The 12176-nt window shown below is 74.0% G+C and carries 9 protein-coding genes and 1 pseudogene; 3 read left to right on the plus strand and 7 right to left on the minus strand.

From position 1 onward, the window contains the following. Together V7793_RS24075 and V7793_RS24080 are read right to left on the minus strand one after the other, a co-directional pair. Window positions 1-929 (minus strand): annotated as a pseudogene (locus V7793_RS24075) (hypothetical protein); the annotation flags it as partial. Window positions 930-1057: 128 nt separating this feature from the next. Then, complete coding sequence (locus tag V7793_RS24080; protein WP_336009806.1) at window positions 1058-2449, minus strand: transcriptional regulator; 1392 nt, start codon at window positions 2447-2449, stop codon at window positions 1058-1060. A 326-nt stretch (window positions 2450-2775) separates the two neighbouring features. Here V7793_RS24080 and V7793_RS24085 point away from each other — a divergent pair, with 326 nt between their 5' ends. Continuing rightward, entirely contained in the window at window positions 2776-3450 is a 675-nt protein-coding gene (locus tag V7793_RS24085) for a bifunctional DNA primase/polymerase (RefSeq protein WP_336009809.1), read from the plus strand. Between the two features lie 27 nt (window positions 3451-3477). Here the strand turns inward: V7793_RS24085 and V7793_RS24090 are convergent, their stop codons facing one another. The 3 genes from V7793_RS24090 to V7793_RS24100 all read right to left on the minus strand — a co-directional run bounded on the left by V7793_RS24090 (window position 3478) and on the right by V7793_RS24100 (window position 7183). Further along, window positions 3478-4980, minus strand: a complete 1503-nt coding sequence (locus V7793_RS24090; protein ID WP_336009812.1) for an FAD-dependent monooxygenase — start codon at window positions 4978-4980, stop codon at window positions 3478-3480. A gap of 128 nt (window positions 4981-5108) precedes the next feature. Further along, window positions 5109-5978 (minus strand): alpha/beta fold hydrolase, encoded by an 870-nt coding sequence (locus V7793_RS24095; RefSeq protein WP_336009815.1) that lies wholly within the window; start codon window positions 5976-5978, stop codon window positions 5109-5111. 512 nt (window positions 5979-6490) lie between these two features. Then, window positions 6491-7183, minus strand: coding sequence for a metal-dependent transcriptional regulator (locus V7793_RS24100; RefSeq protein ID WP_030369085.1), 693 nt, complete (start codon window positions 7181-7183; stop codon window positions 6491-6493). Window positions 7184-7378: 195 nt separating this feature from the next. Between V7793_RS24100 and V7793_RS24105 the strand changes: the two genes are divergently transcribed. Next, window positions 7379-8134 carry an SIS domain-containing protein gene (locus V7793_RS24105; RefSeq protein ID WP_336009820.1) on the plus strand — a complete coding sequence of 252 codons (756 nt, stop codon included), beginning with the start codon at window positions 7379-7381 and terminating at the stop codon, window positions 8132-8134. Window positions 8135-8172: 38 nt separating this feature from the next. Here the strand turns inward: V7793_RS24105 and V7793_RS24110 are convergent, their stop codons facing one another. Together V7793_RS24110 and pdxH are read right to left on the minus strand one after the other, a co-directional pair. Beyond that, on the minus strand, window positions 8173-9549 hold the full coding sequence (locus tag V7793_RS24110) for a PAS domain-containing protein (protein ID WP_443057983.1): 1377 nt from the start codon (window positions 9547-9549) through the stop codon (window positions 8173-8175). Window positions 9550-9974: 425 nt separating this feature from the next. Then, entirely contained in the window at window positions 9975-10673 is a 699-nt protein-coding gene (pdxH, locus tag V7793_RS24115) for a pyridoxamine 5'-phosphate oxidase (protein ID WP_443057984.1), read from the minus strand. A gap of 363 nt (window positions 10674-11036) precedes the next feature. Between pdxH and V7793_RS24120 the strand changes: the two genes are divergently transcribed. Next, complete coding sequence (locus tag V7793_RS24120) at window positions 11037-12155, plus strand: citrate synthase 2 (protein WP_058045831.1); 1119 nt, start codon at window positions 11037-11039, stop codon at window positions 12153-12155. The last annotated feature ends 21 nt before the right edge of the window (window positions 12156-12176 follow it).

Here is a 12176-nt window from a genome sequence, read left to right on the forward strand (position 1 = left end):
CGCTCCCCCTGCGCGGCCATGCCCCCGAGGGCCCCGAAGGGCGGCCGGGGGGCGGGGGCGCCGGTCTGCGGGGGAAGCATCTGCGTCGCTTCACCGGCGGACGACGCGGCTCCGGGGGCGGGCGGCGGGTACGGGGCACCTGCGGCGCCGGCCCCGCCGGAGGATGCGTTCCCGCCGACGGGCGGCAAGTACTGGGTCGCCGCCGCAGCCGCGTCCCCACCGGAGGGCACGGCCCCCGGCACGGGCGGAAGGTACTGGGTGGCCGCGGCAGCCGCGTCGCCGCCCGAGGGAGCGCCACCGCTGACCGGCGGCAGGTACTGCGTGGCCGCGTCCCCGCCAGAGGGCACGTTTCCGCCGGAAGGCGCACCTCCGCCGACCGGCGGCAAGTACTGGGTCGCCGCCGCAGCCGCGTCCCCGCCCGGCGGGGCGGAACCCGGCACCGGCGGAAGGTACTGGGTGGCGGCGGAGGCCCCGTCCGAAGAAGCGTTTCCGCCGACCGGCGGCAGGTACTGCGTGGACGCCGCGGCCGAGTCGGGGAGCGGCGGCAAGTACTGGGTCGCGGGATCCGCGGACCGCCCGCCCGGGGCACCGCCGGCAGCACCGCCCTGGGCGCCACTCCGACCGGCACCACCCTGCGCGTACGGCGCGGGCGGCTGCGGGGCTCCCGGGAGCGGCCCGGAGGCGACCGGCGGCAAGTACTGGGTGGCCTCGGAAGCGGAGTCGGGGGCGGCGGGGGCGGGCCCGGTGCCCAGGACCGGCGGCAGGTACTGCGTGGCCTCGGAGTCACCGGGGCGCGGAGGCGTGCCCTGCGGCGTGCCCGGCGGCATCTCGGGCGGCAGGGGGGCGCGCTGCGCGTCGGGCCCCCACGGCTCGCCCCAGGGCCGGCCGGGGGCCGGCTGAGGCGCGTTGCCCTGTCCGCTCTGCGTCACCGGGACTCCTCAAGCTGTACGGCAACTTATCGATAGCGCGGCCACGCTACCGGGTCGCCGCACGGCAGGGCCATGCGGCCGCCCCCTGCCCGGTAAGGGGCAGGGGGCGCCGCTTCCGGCGGTCCCCCTTACGCCGCCTGCACCTCCAGCCGGGCGCCGAATTCCCGTACCACCGGCTCCTCCCGGTAGGGCGCGAGCCGCTGCTGGAAGTCGTCCAGGTACTCCGCGCCCCGGTTCGACCTCAGCGTGCCCAGCAGGTCCAGCGCCCGTACCCCGGTGGCACACGCCTCGTCGACGTCCCGCTGCTGGACCTGCGCCGTGGCCAGCAGCATCATCCCGATGGCGCGCCTGCGCACCCGTCCCTCCGCGTGCCCGGCGATGGCGTCCTCCGCGTGCCGCCGGGCCTGTTCGGCCTGCCCGAGGTCCCGGTGGCAGTGGGCCAGTTCGTCGGCCAGGTAGGCGTGGTCGAAGTGCCGGATCCAGGAGGGGTCGTCACCGGAGTCCGGCGCGGGGTCCCCGGCCTGTTCGAGCTTGGCCATGGCCTTGGCCGCGACGCCCTGGCACGACCGTGCGTCGCCGAGCAGGGCGTGCCCGCGCGCCTCGGCCGCGTAGAACATCGCCTCGGCCCGCGGTGTGACGTGCCCCCGTGCCCCTTCCTGTGCTGCTTTCGCCAACTGGGCGATTTCCCTTGGGTTCCCCAACGAAGCCGCCAGGTGACTCATGCTGGCGGCCAGCACGTACCCCCCGTACCCACGGTCCCCCGCAGCCTGGGCGAGGCGCAGCGCCTGGATGTAGTACCGCTGGGCGAGGCCCGGCTGACCGGTGTCGACGGCCATGTAGCCGGCGAGCTCCGTCAACCTGGCGACCGCGGCGAAGAGTTCGCGCCCCACGGACTCGCGGTAGGAGCCCGCGAGCAGCCCGGAGACGACGCTGTTGAGGTAGTGCACGACGACGGGCCGCACGTGCCCGCTGCCGTACCGGTGGTCGAGTTCGACCAGGGCCTCCGTGGTGGCGCGCACGGCGTCGACGTCGGACGGGCCCACGCGCGCCCCGGCATTGCGGGCGACCTGGGGGTCGGCGCCGGTGATGAGCCAGTCGCGGCTCGGCTCGACGAGCGCGGAGGAGGCGACGGACGTCCCGCTGAGGAAGTCCCGCCGGCCGACGTCGCTCCGCCACAGCTCACACACCTGCTCGATCGCGCCGAGCACGGTGGGCGAGAACTGCAGGCCGACGCCGGAGGCGAGGTTCTTGCCGTTCGCCATGCCGATCTCGTCGATGGTGACGGTGCGCCCGAGCTTGCGGCCCAGCGCCTCGGCGATGATGGCGGGGGCCCGCCCGCGCGGCTGCTGGCCGCGCAGCCAGCGCGCTACGGACGTCTTGTCGTAGCGCAGGTCGAGCCCGTGCTCGGCGCCGCACATATTGACGCGCCGGGCGAGGCCGGCGTTGGAACAGGCGGCTTCCTGGATGAGCGCCTGCAGCCGTTCGTTCGGCTGCCGCGCCACGAGTGGCCGTGCGGCCATGCTGTACCCCCTGAAACTGCTAAGCGTTCGCGGCGCCGTCCGCCGCGGAATGCGGAGAAGCTGAGACAGCTCACGACTGCGTCTTCCCCTGTGATCTTTGCCCCCTGAATGTCCGGAGAATGCGGACTTAACGGTAATGACAGCAAAGGCGGCATTGGCCAGACAATGACGGTCTCGCCCTGTCGCCGCAGAGGTGGCTACCCACCCTCGGCGACCAACCCGCGTCTGCGCCCCCGTACATGCATCCGTGCGCCCCACGTGCATGTCCTGGCACCGCCCACAAGCGTGAGCCTGAGCCGTAACCCCTCGTGACGAGGGGAGTTGTGATGGGCGTGGAAGAGACCATCGCAGTAGGAGCCCCGCACATCCCCCAACAGCGCAGCGAGCAACTGCTGGACGCCGCTGTCAGGTATGCGGAGGAGCGGCACTGGGACGTATTCGGCGGCACGTGGCTGCAGGTGGAGGAGGGGCGGGAGCACTGCTCGTGCGGTGATCCCGGCTGCCCCGCCCCCGGTGCGCACCCGGACCGCCCGGACTGGGCGACCCAGGCCACCGGCAGCGCGGTCGCCGTCCGCCGCATGTGGCAGACGCAGCCCGCCGCTTCGGTCCTGCTGCCGACGGGCCGCACGTTCGATGCGCTGGACGTCCCGGAGACCGCGGGCTGCCTGGCGCTGGCCCGGATGGAGCGGATGGACATCCAGCTGGGGCCGGTCATGTGCACGCCGTTCCGCCGGATGCAGTTCTTCGTCCTGCCCGGCGGGGCGCTGAAGGTCGCGGACCTCGCCCGGAAGCTGGGCTGGCACCCCACGTCGCTGGACCTCATCGCGCGCGGCGAGGGCGACTACGTGGTCGCGCCGCCCACCCGCATGGGCACGCGCGGTTCGGTGCAGTGGGCGCGCCAGCCCACGGCCGCCAACCGCTGGCTGCCGGACGCGGAGGAGCTGGTGAGCGCCCTGGCGTACGCGTGCGGGCGGGATGCGGCGGACGCCCGCCGCAGGTGAGGCACGCGGCGGCGGGCGCGAGCGGGGTCAGCCGTGGTCGGCGGCCTCGGCCACGTACCCGTCGGGCCGGACGAGGAGCGTCGTGGAGCGGGCGTCGGCACGGGTGACCGTGGTGACGCCCGCCTCGTCGTGGGACGGTGCGCCCCCGCCGCGCGGCAGGACGCGGACGTGCGTCCCGGCGCGCAGCGCCTCGTACAGGCGGGAGGGCTCGCCCGGGCGCTCCACCAGGGGCAGGTCCGGGGCACGGCGCCCGGTCAGCGGGTGGGAGCCGGGCGGCGCGGGGTAGCCGATGCCGATGCCGGAGATCATGAGCGCGCCCCGGTCGGTGGCGAAGGGCACGGCCCCCGCGGCCAGGGCGACGGCGTCGCGCAGCCCGCGGGCGACGGGCGAGGCCAGCAGGACGGACCGCACGAGGGTGCCGCTCAGGCGCAGCACCAGCCGTCCGACGGGGTGGCGTTCGTCGTGGTAGCTGTCGAGCAGGGAGTCGGGAGCCGTGCCCTTGAGGACGGCGGCGAGCTTCCAGCCGAGGTTGGCGGCGTCCTGGAGCCCGGCGTTCATCCCGAGCCCGCCGGCGGGCGAGTGGACGTGCGCGGCGTCGCCGGCGAGGAAGACCCGTCCCTCGCGGTAGCGCGGCACCTGCCGCTCGTCGCTGTGGAAGCGCGAGGTCCAGCGCGCGTCGTGCATGCCGTAGTCGGTGCCGAAGACGGCGCGGGTGAGGTCCTTGAGGTCGTCGAGATCGACGGGGGCGCTGGAGGGCAGCTCGCAGCCGCGCCGCCAGGCGATGGCCCGGTAGTAGCCGTCGCCGAAGGCCACGAGGAAGGCGAAGCCGTCGCGGCCGCTGTTGAAGACGGGCAGCCCGTCGGGCTCGGTCTCCAGCCGTACGTCGGCGAGCATGACGGACCGCAGCACGGACCGCCCCGGGAAAGGCATCCCGAGCGCCTTGCGCACGGCGCTGCGAACGCCGTCGGCCCCCACGACGTAGGCGGCACGCAACGTCTCGGAGGCTCCGCCCTCCGCGCCGTCGCCGTCGTTACGCATGCCCTCGTGACGGACGCCCACGTCACGGACATCCAGCTCGACACCGTCGGCATCCTGCCGCAGCCCGGTCACCTCGGCCCCGCGCCGCAGCACGGCCCCGGCCTTCAGCGCGCGCTCCTCCAGCACCCGCTCCGTCTCGTACTGCGGCGTCATCAGCACGCCGGGGAACCGGCTGGGCAGCCGGGAGAGATCGATCCTCCCGCGCCCGAAGATCCGGAGGGTGTCGAGGAAGGGCCCGGTGGCCAGCAACGGCTCGGCGATCCCCCGGGCGTCGAAGGCCTCCAGCGTGCGCGCGTGCACGGCGAACGCCCGCGTCAGATTGGACTCCCGCGCCCTCTTCTCCACCACCGTCACCCGCACACCGGCGGCGGCCAGATCCCCGGCGAGCAACAGCCCGGTGGGGCCTGCGCCGACGACGATGACGTCGACGGGGGCAGGGACGGGGACGGAAGGAGGCGTGGAAGCGGTCCGGGGGGAGAGCGGGGAGGACATAACGGCTCCTCGGGTGGCTCGTCAGGACATGTGGCCGTAATGCCAGTGCACACCCGCGCCCGAGATATGTCAACGCCTGTTGAATTAATGTGCAGCCGGCCGCCTCCGGGAGCGGCCCGCACCCTCCCCTAAGTCCGCAGCGCCCCCTCCAGGAACCCCTCCACCGCCTGCCGCCAGCCCTCCGGCTGGTCGTAGTGGACCAGGTGGCCCGCGTCCTGGATTTCGGCGTAGGTGCCGCGGGGCAGGACGCGGACCATCTCCTGGGCTTCGGCGCGGCCCAGTTCGCCGTCGGGGCCGCGGACGACGAGGGTAGGGCACTGGACGAGGGCGAGCTCTTCCCAGTGGGCGTCGTGGGCGTAGGTCTCGCGGGCCTGGAGCATCTGGCGGCGGGAGAAGGCCGGGCGCCAGCCGTCGGCCCGCTCGGCCATGATCTCGGCGTAGTAGTCCCCGCGGGCCGGGCGGGGGCGCTCCAGGGTGGGGTCGCCCTCGGCGAACCACTTGCGGACGTCCGCGAGCGTGGCGAAGGGGACCGGCCAGGACCTGAACCACTCGCCCCACTCGCGCTGCGTGGCGGCCCCCAGGGCGGAGGCCCGCATGTCGCAGATGACCAGGGCCCGGACGAGGTCGGGGCGGCGGGCCGCGAGCTGCCAGGCCGTCAGGGCGCCCATGGCGTGGCCGATGAGGACGGCGGGCGCCAGGTCCAGGCTCTCGATCGCGGCCTGGGCGTCGGCGATATAGGCGTCGCGGGTGTAGGGACCGTCGGCGGGGCGCTCGCTGCGGCCGTGGCCCCGCTGGTCGAGGGCGACCGCGCGGTGGCGGCCGGAGAGCCAGCGGGCGGTCTCCGCCCAGTGCGCGGCGCGGCCCATCAGGCCGTGGAGCAGCAGCACCGCGCCGGGACCGCCCGCCCCCTCCCGGCAGGGGTGCTTGGGCGGATCGGCGAACTCCCAGGCCGCGAGCCGCACTCCGCCGCTCCCACTCACGTCGATACGCCGAACCATGAGCCCTGGCACCCCCTACTCTCCCCCGAGCAGCTTCACGATATAGAACTTACATTCGAATGCATGCTCATCGCACGCAACACCCCTCGTTCGAGTGACCTCGGGGAAGGGTTGGCCGGCGGCACCCAGGGGATTAATCGACCTGGGCGCGGACCGCTCGGGGAAGAAGGTCCGCGGGGCGGACCCTGAGAGCTCGGGGCTCCGGGTCGCCACGGGGGTATATGGGGAGGCAGGGCCCCGGCTGCCCGGAAGGGCGCCGGGGCCCTTGTCACGCCCTACCGGCCTCATCGCGCTCTCCCTCCCCGGGACGGCGGCGTGCCGCGCATATGCGCGCCAGCGCCAGCGTTGCACGGCCGGGCCGCCCGCGGGTCCGTTACGCGGACTCCAGCCAGATTCAGGGGAGTTGACGCAGCCCAAGGGGAACCGGCACAGCAGGAAGCCCCGCCGCGGACCGCGGGGGCGGCCGTGTGCGACGGGGCGTCAGGCGGAACGGGGAGCCGGGCCGGAAGGCCTCAGCGCTTGGCGACGAAGACGTGCGCCGCGATGTCCGGCTCCAGCTCGGTGGCCTCGCCGCTGCTGCCGACGATCACACCGCCCGCCGAATCCGTCACGCTGACCACCGCACCGGGCTGAACGCCCGCGCGCCGCAGCGAATACATCAGCTGGGCGTCCGTCTGGATCGGCTCGCCGATCCGGCGTACGACCACCGTCTTGCCGTCGGACCCGGCGTCCAGGTCCATCAGGCTGACCATGTCCTCATTGAGCAGCGGGTCCGGCTCGGCCTTCTCGCCCAGCTCCTCCAGGCCCGGGATGGGGTTGCCGTACGGCGACTCGGTGGGGTGGCGCAGCAGCTCCAGCACGCGGCGCTCGACCGCCTCGCTCATCACGTGCTCCCAGCGGCAGGCCTCGGCGTGGACCTGCTCCCACTCCAGGCCGATCACGTCCACCAGCAGGCACTCGGCGAGGCGGTGCTTGCGCATCACGCGCGTGGCCAGCCGGCGGCCCTCCTCGGTGAGCTCCAAGTGGCGGTCGCCCGCGACGGACACCAGGCCGTCGCGCTCCATGCGGGCCACGGTCTGGCTGACCGTCGGTCCGCTCTGGTCGAGCCGCTCGGCGATGCGGGCACGCATGGGGACCACACCCTCCTCCTCCAGCTCGAGAATGGTGCGGAGATACATCTCCGTGGTGTCGATCAGTCCGGACATGCGTGCCCCTCGATAAGTCGTGCGCTGGCCCCTGAACCCAATTCTGACGCATACCGCCGACAACGGTGCCGCGTACGGCCGCTGCCAGCCCGCCGTATTGACAGGGCCCTGGTCCAGACCGCAACGTGATCCGCGCCACGAGCGTACGCCAGACCGTACGCGCCACCGGATCTCGATCTAAGGAGCCCCGCAGCGATGAGCGAGAACAAGCTGGCCGGGCAGTTCTTCGACGCCGCGATCGGGCTGCTGCAGCGGGTGCGCGACGAAGAGGCCGGGCACATCACGGCCGCCGGGTCCCTGCTCGCCGACACCGTGGCGGACGGTGGCCGGATCTTCGTCTTCGGCGCCGGCCACTCCTCGCTCCCCGCCCAGGACGTCGTCTACCGCGCGGGCGGCCTGGCCCTGATCAACCTCCTCGCCGTCCCCGGCGTCGTCGGCCTCGACGTCATGCCGGCCACGCTCGGCAGCGCCCTGGAGCGGGTCAACGGCCTGGCGGGCGCGGTCCTGGACACCAGCCCCGTCCAGGCCGGCGACGTCCTGATCGTCATCTCCCTCTCCGGGCGGAACCCCCTGCCCGTGGAGATGGCCATGAACGCCCGCGCGCTGGGCGTCCGCGTCATCGGCGTCACCTCGCTCGCCTACGCCGAGCACACCCGGTCCCGCCACTCCTCCGGCACGTTCCTGAAGGACCACTGCGACCTCGTCATCGACAGCAAGATCGACATCGGTGACGCGGAGCTCACGGCGGACGGCATCGCGGCCCCCTTCGCCCCCGCGTCGACGGTCGTCACCAGCGCCCTGATGCAGGCGGTCGTCGCGGCCGCCGCGGGCGAGCTGGCCGCCCGCGGCATCGACCCGCCGATGCTGCGCTCGGGCAACGTGGACGGCGGGCACGAGTGGAACGGCCGGCTGCTGCGCGAGTACGGGGACCGGATCTTCTTCCGTCACTAGGCGCGCCCGCCCGGCGGCACCGGACGAACCGCAGGCGCCTAGGGCGTCGGCCCCGCCAGGTCGATCGACGCCGCCACCCGGCACGCGATGTCCTCCGCGTACGTCGCGTCCGAGCGGTCGAAGGGCCGGCGCGACGGCCCGCGCAGGAACGTCACCACACCGAGCGTCCGCCCGCGGCTGCGCAGCACCGTGGCCAGCGCGTGCACGGTGCCCTCGGGCCACTTGCGCGCGGTGGCCCAGGTCTCGGTGCAGTCCGAGGCCGCGCGGACGGAGCCGCAGCGCTCGACGGCCTGCAGGGCGGGGTGCCCGTCCGGATACGGCACCGGCAGGCCGCCGCGGCCCATGGCCGGGCAGGGTCCCGGGGTGCCGGCCGGCGTGGCGGTGGCTCTGACCAGCCGGACCGGCGGCTCGGGGGCCGGGAGCGGCTCGGGGAGCAGGTCGATCAGGGCGTGGTCGGCGAAGCCCGCGAGGGCGAAGTCCATGTAGAGGGAGGCCGCTTCCATGGGGTCCTCGCACTCGGCGACGGCCCGCCCGGCCCGGTGCAGCTGGCTGGCGCGGAACCGCAGCCGGGCGCTGTCCTGTTCGGTGAGCCGGGCGGCCGTGACGTCCAGGAACAGCCAGGCGACCCCCAGCGGCACCGGCTCCTCGGCGAGCGGCGACGCCAGCCGCAGGAAGCCGCTGCGCCAGCAGCGGCGCTCGGGCGGGGCGCCGCCCTGGTCGCGCAGGGTCACCCACAGGTCGGTGGGGGCGGGCGGGGCGCCCGCCGCGAGGACGTGCTGGAGGGCGCCTTCGACCTCCTCCACCCCCTGGTCCAGCAGCTCGCCGAGCGGCCGGCCGAGGAGGGCGGTGCGGCCGGTGCGCAGGGCGCGCGCGGCGTGGGCGTTGGCGAGGGCCGGGCGCAGGTCGGCGTCGACGAGGACGACGCCCCAGGACGCGTCCCCGAAGAGGGCCTCGCTGAGCGCGATGGAGCGCTCCAGGTCGATCTGCGTGTGCACTTCACTGAACGCGCAGTAGACCCCGGCGGGCCGGCCGCCCGCGCCGGGCAGGGCCGACAGCTGGGTGCGCACCAGCACCCGCCCGCCGTCCTTGGTGAGCAGGGCGAACTCGTGCACGTGGCGGCCGGGCGACGCCATGGCCGCGTCCAGCCGGGCCGCGACCTCCGCGGCGTCGGCGGGCCGCACCGCCCAGCCGGCCAGCCCCTGCCGCCCGACGGCCTCGGCCGCCGTCCAGCCCAGTATCCGTTCGGCCTCGCGGTTCCAGTGGGTGACCGTGCCCTCGGCGTCGAAGGCGCACAGCGCGGTGTCCATGCCGTCGAGGAGCGCCGCCAGGAGGCCGGAGTCGTCGCTGTCGGCGGCTTCCACCGAACCGGGCGCGGCGGCCGGGCGGGCCGGGCCTGACGTGTGTGGTGCGGTCACGAGGTACCCCCAGCTGGACGCGTCTGCATGTCCTGCACGACGGGTCATTCAACTCGACCGTGATGGGCACCACACCGTCTTCGGGGAAATCGTTGCCCACCGGAAATTCGGTTGTCGCTCACCCGCGCGCTTCCTAGGGTGGTGCGCACACGAGAAGGGAGGTGGTTCGGGACATGGTTTCATTCCGGACGCGTGAGGTGACTGCGGGCTAGCGCCCGTCGTCGCGCCAAGCGCAACGCCGGGGCCTCCCAGCTGCAGCTGAGGGGATCCGCCGGCCAATCCCAAGCAGTCACCCGATCCGTGGGCCGCCGAGTCGTCCGCTCGGCACCGCCGCGCCGCAGAGCGCGGCGGTAGCCGGCCCACGGATCGTCTGTTTCCCCCGCAGTACGGGCCGAGTGGCCGTCCTGCGAAGCCGGGTTACCGCTCTACGGGGCGAGCCGCTCCACGCGCCAGCCCGCCTCCGCCTCCCGCACGTACCGGAGCCGGTCGTGCAGCCGGTTCTCGCGTCCCTGCCAGAACTCCACGCTCTCCGCGGTCACGCGATATCCGCCCCAGCCCGTCGGCACGGGCACCGGCTCCCCCTCGGGATAGCGGGCGAGCAGCCGCTCGTACGCGGCGTCGATCTCCTCACGCGAGGCGACGACCGCCGACTGCGCGCTCGCCCACGCGCCCAGCTGCGAGCCGCGCGGCCGCGAGTGGAAGTAGACGGCCGTCTCCGAGGGGTCCACGCGCTCGGCCCGGCCGGCGACGATGACCTGACGGCCGATCGGGTGCCAGGGGAAGAGCAGCGAGACGTACGGATTTCCCGCCAGGTCCGCCGCCTTGCGCGAGCCGTAGTTGGTGTAGAAGACGAAGCCCCGCTGGTCGTAGCCCTTGAGCAGCACGGTCCGCGAGCCGGGCCGGCCCTCGGCGTCGACCGTGGAGACCACCATGGCGTTGGGCTCCCGCAGCCCCGCCGCGAACACCTGCGCGAACCAGATCGCGAACTGCTCGTACGGATCGGGGGCGAGGTCCGCTTCCAGGAGGCCCTGGGAGCGGTACTGCTCGCGCATGGCGGCGGCGTCCAGCGCACCGCCGTGGAACTCGGGGGCGGGGAACTCGTCGGCGTGGGTCACGCGGCCCATCCTGTCAGCAAAGGCCCGCGAAACGCCCCGGGGCAGCAGATGAGCCTGCCCCCAACCGGCCCTCCGTAACCCTCTCGTGGGTAAAACCCCCACTGTGCCGGACATCACCTTTCGCCGCATGTGGCGAACCCCCCAAAATCGCAGGGCGGGAAGCTGTGGAACCCGCACATCACCGGCTATCGTTTCCGGCCGGAATCCGGAACGAGCCCGCCCGTCAGGGGTCCGGGCGCGGAACCGGGTGAAGGCCCCCGCCGCACGGGGCATGACCCGGATGACCGGTGACGGACCACGAGTCGCACCGAGCAGCCGCGCCCGACCGGGCCCGGCGCCCCAGCTGTCGCACACATCATGAGGAGCCGCCTGATGTCCGACTTCGTACCCGGACTCGAAGGAGTCGTCGCGTTCGAGACGGAGATCGCCGAACCCGACAAGGAAGGCGGCTCCCTGCGCTACCGAGGCGTCGACATCGAGGACCTGGTCGGCCAGGTGTCCTTCGGCAACGTCTGGGGCCTGCTGGTCGACGGCTCGTTCAACCCCGGCCTGCCGCCCGCCGAGCCGTTCCCGATCCCCGTCCACTCGGGGGACATCCGCGTCGACGTCCAGTCCGCGCTCGCGATGCTCGCCCCGGTGTGGGGCCTGAAGCCCCTCCTCGACATCGACGAGGCCACGGCTCGCGACAACCTGGCCCGCGCCGCCGTCATGGCCCTGTCCTACGTCGCCCAGTCGGCGCGCGGCCAGGGCCTGCCGATGGTCCCGCAGCGCGAGATCGACAAGGCGGAGACCGTGGTCGAGCGCTTCATGAAGCGCTGGCGCGGCGAGCCCGACCCCAAGCACGTCAAGGCCGTCGACGCCTACTGGACGTCCGCCGCCGAGCACGGCATGAACGCCTCCACCTTCACGGCCCGCGTCATCGCCTCGACGGGCGCCGACGTGGCCGCGGCCCTCTCGGGCGCGGTCGGCGCCATGTCCGGCCCGCTGCACGGCGGCGCGCCCTCCCGCGTCCTCGGCATGATCGAGGAGATCGAGCGCACGGGCGACGCCACGGCCTACGTCAAGCAGGCCCTGGACCGCGGCGAGCGCCTCATGGGCTTCGGCCACCGCGTCTACCGTGCGGAGGACCCGCGCGCCCGCGTCCTGCGCCGCACGGCCCGCGAGCTGGCCGCACCGCGCTACGAGGTCGCCGAGGCCCTGGAGAAGGCGGCCCTGGAGGAGCTCCACAACCGCCGCCCCGACCGGGTCCTCGCCACGAACGTCGAGTTCTGGGCGGCCATCGTCCTGGACTTCGCGGAGGTCCCGGCACACATGTTCACGTCGATGTTCACCTGCGCCCGCACGGCGGGCTGGAGCGCCCACATCCTGGAGCAGAAGCGCACCGGCCGCCTGGTCCGCCCCTCCGCCCGCTACATCGGCCCGGGCCCGCGCGACCCGCGCGAGGTCGACGGCTTCGCGGACATCACGGGCACGGCCGCGGTGGCGGGCTGACACCGCCTGCCTGATCGCCGA

Source organism: Streptomyces sp. KLMMK, from assembly GCF_036961605.1.
Lineage (GTDB): Bacteria > Actinomycetota > Actinomycetes > Streptomycetales > Streptomycetaceae > Streptomyces > Streptomyces telluris.

Bases quoted from the DNA above. Each gene is read 5' to 3' on its own strand.
- pdxH (WP_443057984.1), bottom strand. From the start codon at position 10,673: ATGGGCCGCGTGACCCACGCCGACGAGTTCCCCGCCCCCGAGTTCCAC.
- V7793_RS24100 (WP_030369085.1), bottom strand. From the start codon at position 7,183: ATGTCCGGACTGATCGACACCACGGAGATGTATCTCCGCACCATTCTC.
- V7793_RS24090 (WP_336009812.1), bottom strand. From the start codon at position 4,980: ATGTCCTCCCCGCTCTCCCCCCGGACCGCTTCCACGCCTCCTTCCGTC.
- V7793_RS24085 (WP_336009809.1), top strand. From the start codon at position 2,776: ATGGGCGTGGAAGAGACCATCGCAGTAGGAGCCCCGCACATCCCCCAA.
- V7793_RS24105 (WP_336009820.1), top strand. From the start codon at position 7,379: ATGAGCGAGAACAAGCTGGCCGGGCAGTTCTTCGACGCCGCGATCGGG.
- V7793_RS24095 (WP_336009815.1), bottom strand. From the start codon at position 5,978: ATGGTTCGGCGTATCGACGTGAGTGGGAGCGGCGGAGTGCGGCTCGCG.
- V7793_RS24120 (WP_058045831.1), top strand. From the start codon at position 11,037: ATGTCCGACTTCGTACCCGGACTCGAAGGAGTCGTCGCGTTCGAGACG.
- V7793_RS24080 (WP_336009806.1), bottom strand. From the start codon at position 2,449: ATGGCCGCACGGCCACTCGTGGCGCGGCAGCCGAACGAACGGCTGCAG.